Origin of the sequence: Microbacterium azadirachtae (genome assembly GCF_025583665.1) — a bacterium.
Classification (GTDB): Bacteria; Actinomycetota; Actinomycetes; order Actinomycetales; family Microbacteriaceae; genus Microbacterium; species Microbacterium azadirachtae.
On the sequence record NZ_CP099706.1, the window covers coordinates 2,177,638 to 2,196,971 of the forward strand.

Sequence of the window (19,334 nt, forward strand, 5' to 3'; positions counted from 1 at the left end):
TCCCGTGTGGAGCGCGAGCATGGACGGATGCGCACAGAGGCATCCCGTCCGATCCTATCAGCGGGAGGCGCCTCAGCCGTCCCCGACCGCGATCTCCCGGCGCGCGCTCAGACCTCGCTCGGCGCGCGCACGCCGCGCTCGCGCCCCAGGCGCACGTAGTCGTGGTGCTTGGCGCTGCGCCCGTCGCCCGCAGCGCGACCGTGCAGACGACGCCACACCCACGGCAGCGCGTGACGCCGCCACCACACCCCGGCACCCGTGCGCTCCGTGGCGTGCAGCACCTCGTCGAGGGCGCCGAGCTCGTCGGCCAGCGGCACGCCGAGGACCACGCCGACGCGATAGGCGAGGAAGCGATGGCCCCGGCTGGAGAGGTGCACCAGGTCCTCGCCCCAGTTCTCGCGGCGGGCGAGCTGGGGGTGCAGATCGGTGTCGACGAGGATCGCGCCCTGCCTGCGCGCGATGCCGGTCAGCGCGGTCGCCCACGCCGAGAACCGCCGGGCGTAGATCCGCGCCGCGGGGTTGCCCGGCAGGAACGCGGTGACCAGCACGACGTCGGCCCCCGACGCGCGCAGCCGGCGCACCGCATCCTCGAGCCGCGCGGCGAGCAGCGGGATCGACGCCCGCCGCTTCACCAGGTCGTTCGCCCCGATGAGGATCGAAACGAGATCCGGACGCAGCTCGAGCGCGCGGTCCAGCTGCGTCCCGCAGACGTCCTCGACGCGCTTGGAGCGGATCGCCAGGTTCGCGTAGTCCAGGGGCTCGCGCGCGGCCAGCAGCAGCGCCAGCCGATCCGCCCAGCCGCGGAGCCCGCCGTTGGGTCCCGGGTCGCACAGTCCCTCGGTGAGGGAGTCTCCGAGGGCGACGTAGCGACGCCACCGCTTGCGCTCCACCGCGACCGACAGCTCGGGCCGCACGGCCCGGGGCGCGCGCAGTCCCGCGTCCGCGCGATGCAGCTCCTGCGCCTCCGCGAAGTGACCGACGAGCTGCTCGCACACGGCGCTCCAGCTGCGCCGCTCCACCGCCTCGCGGCCCGCCCGCCCGAACGCCGCGCGCTTGCGCGCGTCGCCCGCCAGATCTCGCACCCGCTCGCGCAGGTCCTGCAGATCGCCGGGACGATAGAGCCAGCCGTCGATGCCCATCCGCACGAGATCCCGCGGACCGCCCCGGCCGGTCGCGACCACGGGGACGCCGCTCGCGTGCGCCTCCTGGAGCGTCTGGCCGAACGTCTCGCTCTCCCCCGGGTGCACGAAGACGTCGAAGGACGCCATCGCCTGGGCGAGCTCGGCACCGCTGAGATGCCCCAGGAACACAGCCCCGGGCAGCAGCGCCTGCAGACGGGGACGGGACGGGCCGTCCCCCACGATCACGAGACGCACACCGGGAAGATCCGCGAGCACCTGCAGATCCTCGACCTGCTTCTCCGGTGCGAGCCGGCCCACGTAGCCGACCACGACCTCCGCTCCTCCGCGATGCTCCCATGCCACTGCACGCCGGTCGGGGTGGAAGCGCTCGGCGTCGACGCCGCGCCCCCACCGGCGCACCCGATCGACCCCGAGGCGGGCCAGCTGCTGCTCCGACTCGGTCGACGGCGCGAGCGTCAGCGTGGCACGGCGGTGCAGGCGGGCGATGTGCGCCTCGGCCAGGGCCGTCGTGAGCGAGACGCCGTATCGCGCGGCGTAGGCCGCGACGTCGGTCTGGTAAGCGGCGACCGCGGGCACGCCGATGCGCTCCGCGGCGAGCGCTCCCCGCCAGCCGAGGGCGAACGGCGAGGCGAGATGCACGACGTCGGGCTCGAAGCGGGCCAGCGCGCCGGACAGCCGGTGCGCGCTCGACGTGCCCACCCGCACGGTGCGATAGCCCGGCAGGGCGACCGACGGGATGGGCTCGATGCGCGCGTGTCCGATCATGCGCGGCATGTCGGCGGCGGCCGGGGCGTACACCCGCGCCTCATGGCCGTGTCGTTCGAGATGGCGGAGGATCTGCAGGACGCTCCCGGTCACGCCGTTCATGTGCGGGAGGAAGGACTCCGTCACGATCGCTGCTCTCACGTGATCAGGATCCCGCTCCGCGACGCCGGGAAACGCCCGGGACGGGCGGCGTCGCGCACTGTTCACCGAATGCACCGCGATCGGTCACCGCGCGTCCTCCACGACGCCGCGCGCCGGTTCCGTCCCGTTCCTCCGGACGGCGGTCTGCTCCTCCGGCCCCTCGCGCGGAGACGGGGCTAGGCTGGCGCGCATGAGTACCGACGACACCGCCGCCGCGGACATGAAGCGCAAGTTCAAGGAGGCGCTCGAGAAGAAGAACGCCCAGCAGCATCGTGGCGAAGCGCATCTGGACGGCGACTCCGCCGTGCACGGCACGCACGCCGCGCAGACCAAGCGGGAGTTCCGCCGCAAGAGCGGCTGACCCGCATCCATCCAGAGGGGCGCCGGCGCGCGAACGCCGGCGCCCCTTCTGCGTCCGCCGCGACAGGCGCTCCACGGATCGGGTGGCGATCCACAGACAACGGAGTTAGCGTCGAATGGTGAGCGACCCGAACCGCACCACGGCAGCGCCCCTGCGCCGGGGCCGCGCCGTGCGCCCGCTCGCGGCGTTCCTGACCGCGGCGGCGCTCCTCGCCGGACCGCTGCTGGCGACGCCGGCCCGCGCCGACGACTACCCGTCCTGGCAGGACGTGCAGAACGCCCAGGGCGACGAGCAGGCGACGCAGGATCAGATCTCGAAGGTCGGCGACGCCCTGGCGAGCACGCAGCAGAAGGCCGCGGAAGCGTCGACAGCGGCGCTGAAGGCGGGCCAGGCCGCGACCGCTGCGCGTGCCGACGCCGCCGCGGCGGCCGCCCGCGCCGACCAGCTCACCGCGCAGGCCGAGGCCGCCGCGCAGACCGCGCAGCAGACGCACGAGCGTGTCGGCACAGTGGTGGCCGGACGTGCGCGCACGGAGACCTCGTCGCCCCTGCCGGTGCGGCTGTTCACGTCCGCCCACCCCGATCAGCTGCTGACCCGGCTCGGCGTGATGCAGAGGCTCGACGCGACGTGGGCGAGCCTCAGCTCCCGGGCTCTCGCCGAAGAGGGCGTCGCCGCATCGCTGCGGGATCAGGCGCAGACGGCCCGTGCAGAGCGCGACCGGCTCGCCGCGGCCGCCGAGCAGGCCGCACAGCAGGCTCAGGCGGCCGCCGACGCGGAGGCCGCGGCGGTGCAGGACCTGCAGGGGCACATCACGACGCTGTACGCGCAGCTGGCGGCCCTGAAGAACACCACCGCCGACGTCGAGCGCCGCTACCGGATCGGGCAGCAGGTCGCCGAGCAGGCCCGGGAGCAGGCCGCAGCCGCCGAAGCGGCCGCGGCTGCTGCGGCAGGGTCCGGCGGCGGAAGCGGCGGAGGCTGGGACGGCTTCGGCGGAGACGGCGTGAACGTCGATCCTGCCGGCGCGCAGGCCTACGCCGCCGGGCAGCTCGGCAACTACGGGTGGGGCCAGGACCAGTTCCCCTGCCTGTACCGGCTGTGGATGCAGGAGTCGAGCTGGCGGGCGGACGCCCTGAACCCGGACAGCGGGGCCTACGGGATCCCGCAGGCTCTCCCTGCCGACAAGCTCGCGGCGGCGGGGGCCGACTGGCGCACGAACGGGAACACCCAGATCGACTGGGGGCTGAGCTACATCCAGGGGCGGTACGGGTCCCCGTGCGGCGCCTGGGCGCACGAGGTCGCGAACGACTGGTACTGAGCGGACGCGCTCAGGGCGAGGCGAGCGCCGTGCGGGCCGCGTCGAGCACGACCGGATCCGCGCAGCCTCGTGCGAACCCGGCGATCCGCCGGCGGATCTCGTAGCCGAGGACCACGGATCCGATCCTCTCCGCGATCGGCGCGAGCCAGCCCGGCCGGCACGTGAAGTTGTACTTCCAGACGGCCCGCGTGCCCCCTTCGGCGGGTTCGAAGCGCCAGCCGGCGCCGAGGGTGCGGAAGAACCACGGCCCCTTCTCCATCGTCATCCCGACGTTGGTGGGCGGCGCGTACGAGACGTAGCGCGTGACCATCGACAGGCCGAACCGCTGTCGCGTGAATGTGCGCACGCCCTTGGCGGGCGACGTGGATCCGTCGAGGAAGTGCTGCTCGCTGATGAAGCCGTCCCAGCGCCGGCGCACCGGCCCCGTGGTCTGCGACACGGCGTACGCGAGGTCGGGCGGGATCGGGACGACGACAGCGGCCTGGACGACGGGCATGCTCCGACGCTATCGCCCTCCTCGCTCGACGGCGGACTCCGCAACGGACGGAGGCCGGGCAGGAGCCTCGTACGGCTCCTGCCCGGCCCGGTCCGATGAGCTCGGTTCAGCCGCGTCCTGCGCGGGCGCGGGCGCGCTCCTGCTTCGCCGCCATCTCGTCGACCGCCGCGCGGCCCAGCGTCTCGGTGCTGACCGGCTCCGCCCCCGCGCCCTGCGACGTGCCCGCCTCGTGCCCCACGCCGTCGAGCAGGGACTCGTCGAACGGCCGAGCGCCCGAGAGCACCTGGCGCACCTGCTCCGCGTCGATCTGCTTCGTCCAGGTGCCGATGAGGATCGTGGCCACGGCGTTGCCGGTGAAGTTGGTGAGCGCGCGACCCTCCGACATGAACCGGTCGATGCCGACGATCACGCCGACGCCGTTCACCAGATCGGGCCGGTAGGCCTGCAGTCCGCCGGCGAGCGTCGCGAGTCCCGCACCGGTGACGCCGGCGGCGCCCTTGCTCGCGATGATCATGAACACCAGCAGGCCGATCTGCTCGGGGATGGACATCGGCTGCCCCAGCCCGGTCGCGATGAACAGCGACGCCATGGTCAGGTAGATCGCGGTGCCGTCGAGGTTGAAGGAGTAGCCGGTCGGCACCGTGATGCCGACGACCGGCTTCGCCACGCCCAGGTGCTCCATCTTCGCGATCAGGCGCGGCAGCGCCGACTCCGACGAGGAGGTTCCGACGATCAGCAGGTACTCGCGGGCGAGGTACTTCATCAGCTGGAAGATGTTCACGCGGGCGACGAGCATGAGGATCCCGCCGAGGACGACGACGATGAACACGATGCAGGTCAGGTAGAACGCGCCGAGGAGGATCCCGAGGCTCCAGATCGCGGCGACACCGGTCTTGCCGACGACGGCGGCGATGGCGCCGAAGGCGCCGACCGGGGCGAGCCACAGGATCATGCCGAGCACGCGGAACACGAGCGTCTGCAGGTGCTTGATCGCGCCCATGATGGGGGCGCCGCGCTCCCCCAGCCCCTGCAGCGCGAAGCCGACCAGCAGCGCGATGAAGAGCACCTGCAGCACGCTCTCGCCGGTGAAGGCGCCGAAGAACGTGGCCGGGATGATGCCGAGGATGAAGTCCTGGGTCGTCTTGGCCTCGGTGGTGGTCGCCTGATAGGTGGCGCCCGCCATGTGCAGGCCCTCTCCCGGGTGGATGATGTTGCCCACGACCAGGCCGATCGCGAGGGCGAACGTCGACATCACCATGAAGTAGATCAGGGCGAGCCCCCCGATCTTGCCGACCGTCGCCGCCTTGGCGATGGATCCGACGCCGATCACGATCGTGCAGAAGATGATCGGCGCGATCATCATCTTGATCAGGCTCACGAAGCCCTTGCCGACAGGCTCGAGGCCCTGCGCGAACTGCGGGAACACGAGTCCCACCGCGATTCCGAGGGCCACCGCGATGAGCACGGACACATAGAGCCAGGTGTGCTTGTCCCAGGAGCTCTTGCCGCGGCGCCAGTCGTGCCGTGGGAGTGAGAAACCTTCGGTGAGAGCCATCATCGCCTCCGCTGGATTACAGGACGCCCGCACCACTTCGGGCGGGCCGTGCCGACCATCCTGCGGACGACCGGCAGGCGGGGACGAGTTCTGTTCGTATTGAAAGCGCGACGGACCCGGCGCGCACCGTGCGGCCTCGCGCATACTGGCTGAGGAGGTCAGGATCGGCGATGGCGACGACACGACGGGCGCGGGTGCGCAGCGCGGCATCGCGCGTCTTCGCGCTGCTGATCGGATCCGTGCTGCTGATCGGCGCGGCGATCGGCGTGTTCCTGACCTGGGAGGCGCAGACCTCGGCACGGCAGGAGGCCGAGCACGTCACCGCCGCGATCGCGCACGCCCTGTCGGCCGCGCCGCTCGTGCGGTCGGCCGTGACCGCGAGCGACCGTCCGGCCGCGGAGGCGAGCCTGCGCGCCTATGTGGAGTCGGCACGCACCGGCGCGGGTCTGGACTTCATCACGGTGATGGACCGGGACGGCGTGCGTCTCACGCACCCGGATCCCGCGCAGGTGGGCGGGCACTACCTGGGGACGATCCCCGCCGACGGACGCACCCTCACCGAGCAGTACACCGGTACGCTCGGCCCGTCGGTGCGCACGATCTCGCCCGTGCACGACGCCGGGGGCGCAGTCGTCGGCTGGGTCTCCGCCGGTGTCACGGTGGAGTCGCTCGCCGGAGCGCTGCTGCGCCGCTTGCCCGTGATCGTGCTGCTCACCCTCGCGGTCGTCGCCCTGGGCGCGGTGGGCGCGGTGCTCGCACGGCTCGCGACCCGCAGGATCACCGGCGACCTGAACGCCCGCGACGTGCGCGACGCCGTCGCGGGATTCGAGTCCGTGCGCACGCTCGGCGAGGCGCTGCGCGCGCAGACCCACGAGCACGGCAACCGGCTGCACACCGCACTCGCCCTGCTCGAGCTCGATCGCAAGGACGAGGCGATCGCGCTGCTCTCGGACTCGTCGGTGCAGAGCCAGTCGGTGATCGACCAGATGACGCTGCGCGACGGGGACCCGACCGTCGCCGCGCTCCTACTCGGCAAGGCCTCGCAGGCCAAGGAGCGCCGCGTGCACTGGCAGGTCGTCGTCGATCCCACCGCGCCGCGCGCGGACCTGGATCCCGTCGACGCGGTCGCCGTGGTCGGCAACCTCATCGACAACGCGCTGGACGCGGCCGGCCAGGACGCGACCGACGACGCCGGTCGCTGGGTGCGGGTGGAGATCGCTCCCGCGGAAGGCGGCGAGGTCGCCATCACGGTCTCGGACAGCGGCCCTGGCATCCCGGCGGACCTCGGCGACCGCGTGTTCGAGCACGGCGTCTCCACCAAGCCCAGCGATCGAGCGGGACGCGGCGTCGGTCTCGCCCTGGTCCGCGACGTCGTGCAGGCGGCGGGCGGGAGCATCACGGTCACGAACGATCCCACGACCTTCCGCGTGACGCTTCCCGCGGCGCCGGCGAAGGCGCGACGTCGATGATCGGCGTCCTGATCGTCGACGACGATCCGCTCACGCTCGAGCTGCACACCGCTTACGTCGAGCGGCTCGACGGCTTCGCGGTGGTCGGTGAATGCACCGGCGTGCGCGCGGCGCTCACCGCGATCGCCGAGGTGGGCGACCGCATCGACCTCGTCCTGCTCGACATCACCATGCCGGACGGATCCGGGATCGACGTGCTCCGGCAGATCCGCGCCGCAGACGCGGACATCGACGTGATCGCGGTGACGAGCGTGCGCGAGGTCGACGCCGTGCGGAGGATGTCGGCGCTCGGGGTGGCCCAGTATCTGCTCAAGCCGTTCCCGTTCCGCGTGTTCCGCGAGCGCATGCAGCAGTACGCGGAGCGCCGGGCGCGCGCGATCGGCATCACGGGGGCGGCGAGCCAGGACGAGATCGACGCCCTCGTCGGCGGTCCGCCCACCGGTGCGGTGGTGCTGCCCAAGGGGCTCACCGCGGAGACGCTGCAGGCGGTCACCGCCGCCCTGCGCGCGCACGGCGAGCTGTCGGCCGGCGAGGCCGCGCCGCTCGTGGGGGTCTCCCGGGTGACGGCGCGCCGCTACCTCGAGCACCTGGTGGACGCGCGCGTCGCCACCCGCGCGCCCCGCTACGGCACCCCCGGACGGCCGGAGACGGCCTACCGGCTGGCGGGCGCCGGATCCTGACCGTCGCGATGATAGCGTCGTCCTGTCCTCAGGGCGGGGTGGAAGTCCCCACCGGCGGTGTCGCGGCCAAGCCGCGCGAGCCCGCGAACGGTCCCCATGGCGGGGACCGCCGATCCGGTGCGAATCCGGAGCCGACGGTCAGAGTCCGGATGAGAGAGGACAGAAGGAGCAGTGCACCATGCCCAGAATCGCCATCGTCGCCGCCCAGTGGCACGCGGAGATCGTCGACCAGGCCGTCTCCGCGTTCCGTGAGCGGCTGACCGAGCTCGGCATCGACGAGGTCGACGTCTTCCGCGTGCCGGGAGCGTTCGAGATCCCGCTGCATGCGAAGCGCCTGGCCGTCACCGGACGGTACGCCGCCATCGCGACCAGCGCTCTGGTCGTCGACGGCGGGATCTATCGGCACGACTTCGTCGCCGGGACCGTCGTGGACGCGCTGATGCGCGTGCAGCTGGAGACCGATGTCCCGGTGTTCTCCGCCGTGCTCACGCCGCACCACTTCCACGAGCACGCCGAGCATCGCGACTACTTCACCCGGCACTTCGCGGTGAAGGGGCGTGAGCTCGCCGACGCCGTCTCGGCGACCATCGAGAGCCTCGCGGCGATCGGCTGAGCCGAGCCGCCCGGCCCGCGGGCGCGCCTCGGCACAGTGCGAGGCGCGCCCGCGGGGCGCTCAGCGCGGCAGGCGCCCTTCGTGAAGGATGCCGTCGGGGTCGGCGCTCGCGCGCACGGCACGCAGCCGATCGATGTCGGCCGCCGTGCCGCAGTGCTCGAGCGTCTGACCCGGAGCGAGGAACGTGGGGATCGTGCGGTCGGCGGCCGCGGGGGCGAGGAGGGCGAGCAGGCCCGCGATGCTCGCGTCGCCCGGTTCGGCCGGGGCTTCGGGGAAGACCGGGACGAGGGCATGCAGCAGCCATCCGGCCGAGGCGAGTGAGGAGAACCCGGCACGACGCGGCGAGTCGAGCGCTCCGCCGAGCATCCTCAGGTCGATCCCGACGATCGGCCACTGCTCGGGCGCCTGCCGGAAGTCGACGAGAGCCGAGATCGTCGCGTCGTCGAGCTGCGCCAGCGCGAGCGCGGCCCCACGCCCCGGGGTCGGATCGGTCGGTTCGCCCGACGCTGCCGCGAGGGTTGCGGGCGACGTCGGGCCGACGAGCTCGCGCTGCACGGCCGCCGCACCCCGCAGGGCGTCGAGGAAGGCGTCGGCCGGGCCGTCCGAGGACAGCGCCTGCACGGAGAGGAAGCTGCGACCCCGGATCTCCTCGGGGAGCATCGGCGCGTCCGGCATGCGCATCGAGTTCGTGAAGACGTTCAGCGTCGCCGGCGCGTGCTCGGCGAAGTCGCGCACGGCGCGGATGACCGCGGCCGAGTCGGCCGCGTCGAACGTCAGGGCGGCCCCCCACTGCGCGGGTGTGCGGACCAGGTCGATCTCGAGCGCCGTGACGATGCCCGCGATCCCGCCGGCGCCGCGCAGAGCCCACATCGTCTCGGGATCGCTGACGTCGTCGACCCGCTCGTGCGTGCCGTCCGTACGCAGGACCCAGGCCGCACGCAGGTTGTCGGACCCGAGTCCCGCCGTCCGGCTGAACCAGGAATGCCCGCCGCCGAGCGTGTAGCCCGCGACGGAGACGACGGGGCTGGTGCCCGCAGGCGCCGCCCAGCCGGTGCCCTCGAGCGCTGCGACAACGGCGCCCCAGCGCACCCCGCTGCCCACCACGACGACGCCGGCGTCGAGATCGACGTCGAGCCGGTCGAATGCGGCCGTGCGCACGATCAGGGCGCCGGCCAGGTCGCCTGAGGCGCCGTGGCCGCTGGGCTGCACGGCGATCGGGGTGCCGGCGTCGCGCGCGGCGGCGAGGAGCCGCCGCAGGTCGTCGAGCCCGGCGGGCGTCGCGACGGCGGCGGGCGTCTGATCGATCGCGAGGTTCCAGGGGCGGCGTGCCGCATCGAACCCGTCGTCCCCGGAGAGCAGGACGGGGCCGTCGAAGGTGCCGCTGAGGGCGTGGAGCGCAGAGGGAAGGGGCATGCCGTCACCCTACGATGCCGCACCGACATCGCAGGGGCGTCATGCCCCTTCCCTCCCCCCGGCTACTCGCCCGCGAGACCGCCGAGCAGGTGACCGAAGGAGCGGCCCTCACCGAGATAGCTGCCCGGATCGAACGGATCCTTGTCCGCGGCCGGCTCGCGCCGCGCCATCGCCGCGGCGAGCTCCCGCGCGCCGCGCTCGATGCGCGTGCTGAGCGGGGCGACGTCGTCGGCCTTCGCGCCCCAGTCGCTGGATGCGGCGAACACGCCCGTCGAGACCGGCTCCGCGTGCAGGTACGTGAACAGCGGGCGGATCGCGTAGTCGATCGCGAGCGAGTGCCGCGCCGTCCCGGCGTTCGCGCCGATCAGCACGGGCTTGCCCGTCAGGGCGTCCGGGTCGAGCACGTCGATGAACGACTTGAACAGCCCCGAGTAGCTCGTCGAGAAGATGGGCGTGACCACGATGAGGCCGTCGGCCGAGACCACCGTGTTGATCGCCGAGTCCAGCGCCGGCGGCGCGAATCCGGTGAGCAGGTTGTTGGTGATGTCGTGCGCGAGGTCGCGCAGCTCGATGACGTCCACGCTCACCTCGGATCCGAGCTCGGTGAGCCGGTTCGCGGTCTCGGCCGCGAGCCGATCCGCGAGCATCCGCGTGGAGGACGGGTTGCTGAGTCCGGCGGAGATCACCGCGATGCGACGCGCGCCCATCTCAGTTCGCCCCCTTCGTGGCCGCAGCGCCGAACGCCGCACCGGCCTGCGTCTCTCGACGGGCCGGGACCGCGCCGCCGTCCTGGTAGGGCGAGCCGGCCGTCAGGTTGTCGCCGCGGTTCGCACCGGGACGCGCTTCACGCGCCGGTCCGTCGCCGTAGACCGCCTTCACGCGGGCGGCGTGGGTGGGCGCGTCGGGGACGGACGCCGGACGGTTCTGGGCGAGCTCCTTGCGCAGCACCGGCACGACCTCGCCACCGAGGATGTCGAGCTGTTCGAGCACGACCTTGAGCGGCAGTCCGGCGTGGTCCATGAGGAAGAGCTGGCGCTGGTAGTCGCCGTAGTGGTCGCGCATGGCGGCGTAGCGGTCGATCACCTGCTGGGGCGAGCCCACGGTGAGGGGCGTCATCTCGGTGAAGTCCTCCATGGAGGGACCGTGACCGTAGACCGGCGCGTTGTCGAAGTAGGGGCGGAACTCGTCCACCGCATCCTGCGAGTTCGCGCGCATGAACACCTGGCCGCCGAGGCCGACGATCGCCTGCTCGGGGGTGCCGTGGCCGTAGTGCGCGAACCGCTGCCGGTACAGCTCGATGAGGCGCTGGTAGTGCTCCTTGGGCCAGAAGATGTTGTTCGCGAAGAAGCCGTCGCCGTAGTAGGCGGCCTGCTCGGCGATCTCGGGCGTGCGGATCGAGCCGTGCCAGACGAAGGGGGCCACGCCGTCGAGGGGGCGCGGAGTGGAGGTGAAGCCCTGCAGCGAGGTGCGGAACTTCCCCTCCCAGTCCACGACGTCATTGGTCCACAGCTCGTGCAGCAGCGCGTAGTTCTCGATCGCGAGCGGCAGGCCCTGCCGGATGTCCTTGCCGAACCACGGGTACACCGGTCCGGTGTTGCCGCGGCCCATCATGAGGTCCATGCGGCCGCCGGAGACGTGCTGCAGCATCGCGTAGTCCTCGGCGATCTTCACCGGGTCGTTCGTGGTGATCAGCGTCGTGGACGTGGAGACGATCAGCCGCTCGGTCTGCGCGGCGAGGGCGGCGAGGAAGGTCGTCGGGCTCGACGACCAGAACGGCGGATTGTGGTGCTCGCCGATCGCGAAGACGTCGAGACCGACCTCTTCGGCGTGCTTGGCGATCGTGAGGGTGTTCTGGATCCGCTCGCGCTCGCTGGGGGTCTCCCCCGTGACCGGGTTGCGGGTGATGTCGCTGACCGACATGAGGCCGAACTGCATGCCCGACCAGGTGCTCGACTCGCTCACTGCTGTCTCCTTCAGATTTCTATTCACTTGAATATATCTGGTGAAACGTCTGCCTCTCAGAAGTATTCCCCGGATCCCGGATGCCGGCCAGCGCGGATCCGGGGAGCCTGCGCAGCGTCAGGCGAACAGCCCCGCGCCGACGTAGGAGCCCTTCTCCGCCCCGGGCGGGATCGCCCAGATCCCGGAGCCGATGTGCCGGATGTACTCGCTCATGAGATCCGTCGACAGGCGCTTCTGCAGGGTGACGAACTGCTCGGGCGAACGCTGATAGGAGAGGAAGAAGAGCCCGGCGTCCAGGCGGCCCAGGTCGTTGTTGCCGTCGACGTAGTTGTAGCCGCGGCGCAGGATCCGGATCCCGTCGTTGACCGTCGGATGCGCCAGGCGCACGTGGGAGTGCTCGTCGATCGCCGAGCCGGAGAAGACCGGCTCGGTCGTCTCGCCACCACCGGACAGCGGAGCCCCGCTGCCCTTGGCCCGTCCGATGGTGCGGTCCTGCTCGGCCAGGCGCAGCCGATCCCACGTCTCGACGAGCATCGCGATCTTGCGGGCCACCAGGTACGAGCCTCCGGCCATCCACTGCGGCTCGTCCTCCTCCCCCACCCAGACGTGTTCGGCGAGCGCCTTCGCGTCGTCCGCCAGGATGTTCGCGGTGCCGTCCTTGTATCCGAAAAGGTTGCGCGGCGTCTGCTGGTCGGCCGACGTGCGCGACGTGCGCCCGAAGCCGAGCTGGGACCAGCGCAGCCGGGCCCGGCCGAAGGCGATGCGGCTCAGGTTGCGCACCGCGTGCACCGCCACCTGCGGGTCGTCGGCGCACGCCTGGATGCACAGGTCTCCGCCGGTGTAGGCGGCGTCGAGCGCATCCCCGACGAATCCGGGGAGCTCGGCGAGGACGGCCGGGCGCCGGGATGCGATCCCGAACCGGTCGCCCTCGGCGAGGAACAGCGACGGGCCGAGGCCGATCGTGAGGGTGAGCCCCGCGGCGGTCAGCCCCTGCGCCTCCCCGGTGTCGTCCGGAGGCGCCTCGGGAGAGCCGCCCACAGCGCCCGCGGCGCTCACGTCGAGCCCCTTCGTGAGACGCGATGCGGCGTAGCTCCAGTCCTGGAGCAGGGAGATCAGGTCGTCGCGGCTCGCGCGCGGCATCATGTCGAAGCTCGCGAAGTGCAGGTGCTCCTGGACGCGGGTCGTGATGCCGGCCTGATGCGCGCCCTCGAAGGCGTACTCGTCCGCCGCGGGCGTGCCGGCCAGGACGCCGCTGGACGCGATCGCCGCCGCGCCGCCGGCTCCGGCGGCGATCCCGGCCACACCGCTGCCGAGCGCCCAACCGATGAGGCCGCGGCGGCTGATGCCGGGCCGGTCGCTCTGCTCCGCCGCGCGGGAGTCTCCCGGGGCGGATGCCTCCGGGGCCGACGGGATCTGTTCCTCCGCGGGATCGGGGACGCTCATGTCAGCCGAGGATCGTGCTGGTGAGCTTGGAGAGCGGCTCGGCGAGCGCGTTCAGCAGATCCGTGAGGTCGCGCTTCTGCGTCTCGGTGACCGTCGAGTAGGGCGCGAAGCCGTCCTTCAGCGAGCCGTGGACCGCGAGCTCGGCCTCGAGCGCCGAGAAGCCGCGGTCGATCTGCCCCACGAGCTTCTTGCCCTCCGCACCCTTGCTCTCCGCGAACTCGCGCACCACGGAGAACGCCATCTTGGATCCCTCGACGTTCGCGGCGAAGTCGGAGAGGTCGGTGCCCGACCACCAGTCCTCCTCACCGGTGATCTTGCCGTTGGCCACCTCGTCCAGCAGGGAGATCGCCCCGTTGGAGATCCCCGCGATCCCCTTGGCCTCGAGGTCCTTCACGAACGCGTCCGAGTGCACGTGGTCGAAGAGCTCCTGCAGATCGGCGAGGAGCTTGTCGGCGAACGCCGCACGCTCGGCGGGCGTCGACGGCGCCCAGTCCTGGGTCGCGGGCGTCGTGCCGTCCGAGTTCACGGCACCGGCAGCCGGAGCCCACAGATCCTTCTCGATGCGGTGGAAGCCCGTCCAGTCGATGCCCTCGGCCTTGGCGTCGAGCTCTCGGAAGTCCAGGCGGGGGTCGAGAGTTCCGAGCTGCTCGGCGACCGGCTCGATGCGCTCGTAGTAGGAGCGGACGGTCGCGAACTGCGTCTTCGCAGCCGCATCGTCGCCGTTGCGGTACGCGTCGGTGAACGCCTTCGCCGCCGGGATCAGCTGCCCGACCTGGTCCTTCACGTACGCGGCGTACTGGGTGAGCGCCTTCTGCTTCTGCGCGGCGTCTCCGCCGTTCTCCGCCACCTTCGCCCCGGTCACCGAGAACGCCGCCTTGCCGACGCCGGATCCGATCATGCCGGGCTTGCAGACGGTGAAGTACTTGCCGGGCTGGGCGACCACGGTCAGCGTGCGCGCCGCACCGGGCGCCACGTTCTCGACCTCGCCCACGATCCGCACGCCGTCCTCCGCGAGGAGATAGAACTCGGTGACCTCCTCGCCCTTGTTGCTGACGTCGAACGCGAGGGTGCCGCTGCTCGCGGTGCCCGCCGAGACGGTGCAGGCGTCCGCCGTCGACGACACCGTGAGGCGTCCGGCGGCGGCGACGTCGCTCTTCGCGACGCAGCCGGTGAGGGCGAGACCGAGGACGGTCACCGCGCCGAGCACGGCGATGGGGCGGGAGAGAGTCATGAGGCTCCTTCGGAAGAGACGGTCGTCGGCGCGATGTGCGCAGCCGACGGCTCCGCGGCGACGAGCGCCGGCGCGGACGAGGGGACGGAATCGGAGACGGAGGGGGCGGCGGCGCGCGGGGCGGCGCGGCGCAGGCCGCGCACGAAGAGCGTGCCGACGATCGCCAGGTACAGCGCCCAGGCGATCACCTGGATCCAGCTCATCCTCGGCATGAAGCCCACGACGGCCTGGAGCAGCACCGCGAGCGCACTGTCCGGGCGGATCGCCGCCGAGACGTCGAAGGCCCATCCGAACGGGAAGCCCGCCGCGCCCACGAGCACGGCTCCGGCGCCGTCGAGCGGCGCGGCGGAGGTGAAGGGGCCCGGCACGACGCCGGCCTCCTGCAGATCGCTGATCGCGTACGCGAGCACGCCCGCGGCGATGACGACGAGGAAGCCGCCGGTCCAGGTGAAGAAGCGGGAGAGATCGAGCCGCACGGCGCCGCGCGAGAGGAGCCAGCCGGCGAGGACGGCGACGACGAGGCCGAGGGCCGCGCCGAGGATCGCCGAGGGCGCGTCCCCGAACGACTGCACCATCGACCAGAGCAGCAGCGTGGTCTCGACGCCCTCCCGGGCGACCGACACGAAACCGACCAGGATGAGCGCCCACACGGTGCCCGTCTCGAGCGCACGATCCACGCCGCCCTGCAGGGTGGCCTTCATGGTGCGCCCCGCCTTGCGCATCCAGAAGATCATCCAGGTCACCATGGCGACGGTGACGAGCGACAGCGTGCCGCCGATGATCTCCTGTCCCTGGAACGTGAGGGCGTAGGCGCCGAACGTCAGCACCGCGCCGATCCCCAGGGCGAGCAGCACGGCCGCGCCGACGCCGATCCACAGACGCGGCAGCACGTCCTTGCGATCGAGCCGCTTCAGGTAGGCGACGAGGATGCCGACGACGAGCGCGGCTTCGAGGCCTTCACGAAGGCCGATGAGGAAGGTGGCGAACACGGAGGGACTGTTCCTGACGAGTTTCTGAGGTAAGGCATCCCTTACCTCAGAAACTGTAGCATCCGTCCCGTCGCGCTCCCGCATCCCGAGACTCCTCCCCGGAACACCTCCCGGCGCGGGCCGACGGCGTCCGCGAGTAATCCACGGCAACATTCGCGCCGACGGCGACGAGCCGATCTAGCCTCGCCTCATGGCCGAACTGAACCTTCCGATCCTCGATCTCTCCCAGCTCGACGCCGGCCCCGAGGCCGCGGCGCGTTTCCGCGACGACCTGCGCGCGGCGACGCACGACGTCGGCTTCTTCTACCTCACCGGAACCGGTGTCACCCCCGAGCTCGAGGCACGGCTGCACCAGGCGGCCAAGGACTTCTTCGCCCTGCCCGAGGCCGACAAGCTCGCGATCGAGAACGTGAAGAGCCCGCACTTCCGCGGCTACACCCGGATCGGCGGCGAGCGCACGCAGGGCGCCGTGGACTGGCGCGAACAGATCGACATCGGCCCCGAGCGCGCCGCCGTCGAAGGCGGCCCCGGATACAACCGGCTGATCGGCCCGAACCTCTGGCCCGAGGCGCAGCCCGAGCTGCGCGAGATCGTCGAGGAGTGGCACGAGCACCTCTCCGGCGTCGCCCGCAAGCTCCTCCGGGCCTGGGCGCTCGCCCTGGGCGCGGACGAGGGGTACTTCGAGGAGAACTTCGGCGACCCCTCCACCCTCATCAAGATCGTCCGCTACCCCGGCACGCACGAGCCCGAGCCGCAGCAGGGCGTCGGCGCCCACAAGGATTCCGGCGTGCTCACGCTGCTGTGGGTCGAGCCCGGCAAGGGCGGCCTGCAGGTCGAGCGCGACGGCACCTGGGTCGACGCCCCGCCGGTCGACGGCGCGTTCGTCGTCAACATCGGCGAGCTCCTCGAGTACGCGACCGACGGCTACCTCAAGGCGACGAACCACCGCGTGGTCTCGCCGAAGGCTCCGGACGAGCGGATCTCGATCCCCTTCTTCTTCAACCCTGCGCTCGACGCGCGCCTGCCGCTGATCGAGCTGCCCGCCGAGCTCGCGGCACAGGCACGCGGCGTCACCAAGGATCCTTCGAACCCGATCCACGCCCTGTACGGCGAGAACGCGCTGAAGTCCCGCCTGCGCGCGCACCCCGACGTCGCGGCGATCCATCACGCGGATCTGGTCGGCACTCCGGCCTGAGACCTCCGCGCGCGAGCGGATCCGGGATTCCGCACAGAGCGCTGGCTCCGAGAATGGTATACCATTCCTTTCGGCGCCGGCGCTCTGTCGTGTCCCGCCGAATCCGTCCCGCACCGAGGAGTTCCATGCTGATTCGTGACGTCCGCCCGTGGGGCGGTTCCGCATCCGACGTCGTGATCGAGGACGGCCGCATCGGCGCCGTCCGACCGCACGACCGCACCGTCCCGCTCGGGGCGGGGGATGTGGACGGCCGGGGGCGACTGCTCCTCCCCTCGTTCAGCGATGTGCACGTGCATCTGGACTCCACGCGCCTCGGCCTCCCCTTCCGCGAGCACACGGGTGCACCCGGCGTCTGGGCCATGATGCTGAACGACCGCGCCCATTGGCGCAACACCGACGTTCCGCACGCCGAGATCGTCGCGGGCACCCTGGAGCGCATGATCGCCCGCGGGACCACGCGGGTGCGCTCGTACGCACAGGTCGATGTGGACTGCAAACTGGAGAAGTTCGACTCGGTGATGGCGGCCAAGGAGAAGTTCGCCGGTGCCGCCGACGTGCAGGTGATGACCTTCCCGCAGGCCGGCATCCTGCTCGAGGAGGGAACCGTCGACTACCTGGAGGAGTCGCTCCGGCAGGGCGCGGACGTGATGGGGGGCATCGACCCCTCCCAGCTCGACCGCGACCCGGTCCGGCATCTCGACATCGTGTTCGGTCTGGCCGAGAAGTACCAGGTAGAGGTCGACATCCACCTGCACGAGCCGGGACACCTCGGCGTGTTCAGCACCGAGCTCGTGCTCGAGCGCGTGCGCGCACTCGGCATGCAGGGCAAGGTGACGATGTCGCACGCCTACGAGCTCGGCGGCGTGGACGAGGCGACCAGCCGACGTCTCATCGAGGCGTTCGCCGAGCTGGACATCGCGATGGCGAGCGTCGCGCCGGCGGCCCGCAACCAGCTCCGGCTCGTCGACCTCGTCTCGGCGGGTGTGCGGTTCGGCCTCGGAGAGGACGGCCAGCGCGACTATTGGAGCCCGTACGGCAACGCGGACATGCTGGATCGCACCTGGCAGCTCGCGTTCACGAACAGCTTCCGCCGGGACGAGCACATCGAGATGTGCCTTGCCGTCGCGACGATGGGCGGCGCTGCGATCATGTCCCACGACGTGCCCCGGCTCACCGGCGTGCAGGATCGCCCTGGTACAGCCGTCGGCGACCGGGCGGATCTGCTGATCGTGGACGGAGAGACGCCGACCAGTGCCGTGATGGACCGCGGCACCGACCGCACGGTCCTGCACGATGGACGCGTCGTCGCGGACGGGCTCCGTGTCCTCGCCGGCTGAGCGGGCGCGCGGAGTCGACGAAGGCACGGTTCTCTCCAGCCCCGCGGGCCACCCCACGGCGACGGGCGCGGCGCGTGCGCTCGCGCTCACCGCGGCGCTCCTGGTCGGCGTCAACCTGCGGCCCGCGATCACGTCGGTCTCGACCCTGCTGGACGCGCTCAGCCATACCTACGGCCTGGATCCGCTGCAGCGCGGGATCCTCGGCGCTCTGCCGATCGTCACGTTCGGCCTCGCCGCCCCGCTCGGTCCGCTGCTGGCCCGACGGATCGGCGTGCACCGCGCGCTCGCGACGGCGATGGTGCTGCTGTCCGTCGCGCTCGGCGTGCGGGTGCTCGCCTCGTGGACCCTCCTGCCCGGCACCTGCCTGGCCGGGATCGCGATCATGATCGGGGCGACGCTGCTGCCGCCGTTCCTGAAGTCGCTCGGCGCGAGCGGACTCTGGGTGGGCCTGAGCAGCATGTCGTTCGGCGTGGGCGCCGCGCTCGGTGCGAGCCTGTCCGTTCCGATGTCCCGGCTGTTCGGCGCACCGTCCCCGTCCCTCGCGGCCTGGGCGATCCTGGCCGCCGCGGCGGCCGCAGCCATGTTCGCGGTGTCCCCGATCCCCGCCGCCGCCGCGTCGGCAGGCTCCCGGATGCGCACCCGGATCCCGCCCTCCGCGCGTCCGACCGTCGCGCTCGTCACCGCCGTGTTCGCCCTCCAGGCCCTGCTCTACTTCTCCGTCACCACCTGGCTGCCCCTGCTCCTGGTCTCCCGCGGCGCCGATGCGGCCCATGCCGGGGGCCTGCTCGCCTGGTTCAGCATCATCGGCCTGATCCCCACGCTCGTCGCCCCGGTGCTGGCGCGGCGCCGAGGGATCCTGACCTGGTTCGGCCCCGGTCTGGGGGTGGTGATGATCGTCGGCTTCCTCTGGTTCGCCTTCGACGGCTCGCCCGACGCCGTGATCGTCACGATGCTGGGCATCGTGCAGAGCGCGGCCTTCGGGCTCGGCATGGGCCTCATCGTCAGCCTGGCCGCCGACGCGGCGTCCGCCGCACCGCTGTCGGCGATCGCGCAGGGCGTCGGCTACGCCGTCGCGGGACTGGGATCGTTCGCCCTCGGCGCGCTCCACGACGCCACCGACGGCTGGAGTGCGCCGCTGATCGCGATGGCGGTGATCTCCGCCGCGTTCTCCGTCGCAGTTGCCCTGGTCATCCGCCGGTCCCCGGTGTCGCTCCACTGACGATCGGC

Annotated in this window: 17 protein-coding genes and 1 riboswitch; of the genes, 8 read left to right on the forward strand and 9 right to left on the reverse strand. The window is 71.9% G+C overall.

The genetic code is table 11. The features are described from left to right. Positions 1 to 107 precede the first annotated feature (107 nt). Entirely contained in the window at positions 108 to 2,048 is a 1,941-nt protein-coding gene (locus NFX31_RS10430; protein WP_262955656.1) for a GDSL-type esterase/lipase family protein, read from the reverse strand. A gap of 190 nt (positions 2,049 to 2,238) precedes the next feature. On the opposite strand from NFX31_RS10430, the gene NFX31_RS10435 reads away from it, so the two are divergent. Continuing rightward, the gene (locus tag NFX31_RS10435; protein ID WP_091477308.1) at positions 2,239 to 2,409 is read left to right on the forward strand and encodes a DUF5302 domain-containing protein; all 171 of its coding nucleotides are present in this window, start codon (positions 2,239 to 2,241) and stop codon (positions 2,407 to 2,409) included. 118 nt (positions 2,410 to 2,527) lie between these two features. Continuing rightward, the gene (locus NFX31_RS10440) at positions 2,528 to 3,724 is read left to right on the forward strand and encodes an aggregation-promoting factor C-terminal-like domain-containing protein (protein WP_262955657.1); all 1,197 of its coding nucleotides are present in this window, start codon (positions 2,528 to 2,530) and stop codon (positions 3,722 to 3,724) included. Between the two features lie 10 nt (positions 3,725 to 3,734). Here the strand turns inward: NFX31_RS10440 and NFX31_RS10445 are convergent, their stop codons facing one another. Both NFX31_RS10445 and NFX31_RS10450 read right to left on the reverse strand, forming a co-directional pair. Next, complete coding sequence (locus tag NFX31_RS10445; RefSeq protein WP_262955659.1) at positions 3,735 to 4,220, reverse strand: SRPBCC family protein; 486 nt, start codon at positions 4,218 to 4,220, stop codon at positions 3,735 to 3,737. Between the two features lie 106 nt (positions 4,221 to 4,326). Beyond that, the gene (locus NFX31_RS10450; RefSeq protein ID WP_262955660.1) at positions 4,327 to 5,775 is read right to left on the reverse strand and encodes a cation:dicarboxylate symporter family transporter; all 1,449 of its coding nucleotides are present in this window, start codon (positions 5,773 to 5,775) and stop codon (positions 4,327 to 4,329) included. Positions 5,776 to 5,945: 170 nt separating this feature from the next. Between NFX31_RS10450 and NFX31_RS10455 the strand changes: the two genes are divergently transcribed. The 3 genes from NFX31_RS10455 to NFX31_RS10465 all read left to right on the forward strand — a co-directional run bounded on the left by NFX31_RS10455 (position 5,946) and on the right by NFX31_RS10465 (position 8,537). Continuing rightward, the gene (locus NFX31_RS10455; protein ID WP_262955661.1) at positions 5,946 to 7,244 is read left to right on the forward strand and encodes an ATP-binding protein; all 1,299 of its coding nucleotides are present in this window, start codon (positions 5,946 to 5,948) and stop codon (positions 7,242 to 7,244) included. Continuing rightward, positions 7,241 to 7,924, forward strand: a complete 684-nt coding sequence (locus tag NFX31_RS10460) for a response regulator (RefSeq protein WP_045251776.1) — start codon at positions 7,241 to 7,243, stop codon at positions 7,922 to 7,924. Before NFX31_RS10455 ends, NFX31_RS10460 begins: the two co-directional genes overlap by 4 nt. 20 nt (positions 7,925 to 7,944) lie before the next feature. Next, positions 7,945 to 8,089, forward strand: a riboswitch (FMN riboswitch). A gap of 13 nt (positions 8,090 to 8,102) precedes the next feature. Continuing rightward, positions 8,103 to 8,537 (forward strand): 6,7-dimethyl-8-ribityllumazine synthase, encoded by a 435-nt coding sequence (locus tag NFX31_RS10465; RefSeq protein ID WP_420847409.1) that lies wholly within the window; start codon positions 8,103 to 8,105, stop codon positions 8,535 to 8,537. A gap of 60 nt (positions 8,538 to 8,597) precedes the next feature. On the opposite strand, the gene NFX31_RS10470 is transcribed toward NFX31_RS10465, so the two are convergent. From NFX31_RS10470 to efeU, 6 genes are all read right to left on the reverse strand, one after another. Beyond that, positions 8,598 to 9,950 carry an FAD-binding oxidoreductase gene (locus NFX31_RS10470; protein WP_262955662.1) on the reverse strand — a complete coding sequence of 451 codons (1,353 nt, stop codon included), beginning with the start codon at positions 9,948 to 9,950 and terminating at the stop codon, positions 8,598 to 8,600. A gap of 62 nt (positions 9,951 to 10,012) precedes the next feature. Continuing rightward, positions 10,013 to 10,657 (reverse strand): FMN reductase, encoded by a 645-nt coding sequence (locus tag NFX31_RS10475; RefSeq protein WP_045251774.1) that lies wholly within the window; start codon positions 10,655 to 10,657, stop codon positions 10,013 to 10,015. A 1-nt stretch (position 10,658) separates the two neighbouring features. Continuing rightward, on the reverse strand, positions 10,659 to 11,885 hold the full coding sequence (locus NFX31_RS10480) for an LLM class flavin-dependent oxidoreductase (protein WP_248700502.1): 1,227 nt from the start codon (positions 11,883 to 11,885) through the stop codon (positions 10,659 to 10,661). 144 nt (positions 11,886 to 12,029) lie between these two features. Continuing rightward, positions 12,030 to 13,355, reverse strand: a complete 1,326-nt coding sequence (gene efeB / locus NFX31_RS10485; protein ID WP_082072444.1) for an iron uptake transporter deferrochelatase/peroxidase subunit — start codon at positions 13,353 to 13,355, stop codon at positions 12,030 to 12,032. Between the two features lies 1 nt (position 13,356). Further along, a complete protein-coding gene (gene efeO, locus NFX31_RS10490) occupies positions 13,357 to 14,586 on the reverse strand; it encodes an iron uptake system protein EfeO (RefSeq protein WP_045251772.1) in 1,230 nt (409 codons plus the stop codon). Next, on the reverse strand, positions 14,583 to 15,575 hold the full coding sequence (efeU, locus tag NFX31_RS10495; protein ID WP_262955663.1) for an iron uptake transporter permease EfeU: 993 nt from the start codon (positions 15,573 to 15,575) through the stop codon (positions 14,583 to 14,585). The genes efeO and efeU overlap by 4 nt, the downstream gene beginning before the upstream one ends. A gap of 190 nt (positions 15,576 to 15,765) precedes the next feature. Between efeU and NFX31_RS10500 the strand changes: the two genes are divergently transcribed. The 3 genes from NFX31_RS10500 (at position 15,766) to NFX31_RS10510 (ending at position 19,326) form a co-directional block, all read left to right on the forward strand. Next, on the forward strand, positions 15,766 to 16,770 hold the full coding sequence (locus NFX31_RS10500) for an isopenicillin N synthase family dioxygenase (protein WP_262955664.1): 1,005 nt from the start codon (positions 15,766 to 15,768) through the stop codon (positions 16,768 to 16,770). 125 nt (positions 16,771 to 16,895) lie between these two features. Beyond that, on the forward strand, positions 16,896 to 18,107 hold the full coding sequence (locus tag NFX31_RS10505; RefSeq protein WP_045251769.1) for an amidohydrolase family protein: 1,212 nt from the start codon (positions 16,896 to 16,898) through the stop codon (positions 18,105 to 18,107). Next, positions 18,091 to 19,326 carry an MFS transporter gene (locus NFX31_RS10510; RefSeq protein ID WP_262955665.1) on the forward strand — a complete coding sequence of 412 codons (1,236 nt, stop codon included), beginning with the start codon at positions 18,091 to 18,093 and terminating at the stop codon, positions 19,324 to 19,326. Before NFX31_RS10505 ends, NFX31_RS10510 begins: the two co-directional genes overlap by 17 nt. Positions 19,327 to 19,334: the final 8 nt, after the last annotated feature.

Bases quoted from the DNA above. Each gene is read 5' to 3' on its own strand.
- NFX31_RS10435 (WP_091477308.1), top strand. From the start codon at position 2,239: ATGAGTACCGACGACACCGCCGCCGCGGACATGAAGCGCAAGTTCAAG.
- NFX31_RS10445 (WP_262955659.1), bottom strand. From the start codon at position 4,220: ATGCCCGTCGTCCAGGCCGCTGTCGTCGTCCCGATCCCGCCCGACCTC.
- NFX31_RS10450 (WP_262955660.1), bottom strand. From the start codon at position 5,775: ATGGCTCTCACCGAAGGTTTCTCACTCCCACGGCACGACTGGCGCCGC.
- NFX31_RS10455 (WP_262955661.1), top strand. From the start codon at position 5,946: ATGGCGACGACACGACGGGCGCGGGTGCGCAGCGCGGCATCGCGCGTC.
- NFX31_RS10460 (WP_045251776.1), top strand. From the start codon at position 7,241: ATGATCGGCGTCCTGATCGTCGACGACGATCCGCTCACGCTCGAGCTG.
- NFX31_RS10465 (WP_420847409.1), top strand. From the start codon at position 8,103: ATGCCCAGAATCGCCATCGTCGCCGCCCAGTGGCACGCGGAGATCGTC.
- NFX31_RS10470 (WP_262955662.1), bottom strand. From the start codon at position 9,950: ATGCCCCTTCCCTCTGCGCTCCACGCCCTCAGCGGCACCTTCGACGGC.
- NFX31_RS10475 (WP_045251774.1), bottom strand. From the start codon at position 10,657: ATGGGCGCGCGTCGCATCGCGGTGATCTCCGCCGGACTCAGCAACCCG.
- NFX31_RS10480 (WP_248700502.1), bottom strand. From the start codon at position 11,885: ATGCAGTTCGGCCTCATGTCGGTCAGCGACATCACCCGCAACCCGGTC.
- efeB (WP_082072444.1), bottom strand. From the start codon at position 13,355: ATGAGCGTCCCCGATCCCGCGGAGGAACAGATCCCGTCGGCCCCGGAG.
- efeO (WP_045251772.1), bottom strand. From the start codon at position 14,586: ATGACTCTCTCCCGCCCCATCGCCGTGCTCGGCGCGGTGACCGTCCTC.
- NFX31_RS10500 (WP_262955664.1), top strand. From the start codon at position 15,766: ATGGCCGAACTGAACCTTCCGATCCTCGATCTCTCCCAGCTCGACGCC.
- NFX31_RS10505 (WP_045251769.1), top strand. From the start codon at position 16,896: ATGCTGATTCGTGACGTCCGCCCGTGGGGCGGTTCCGCATCCGACGTC.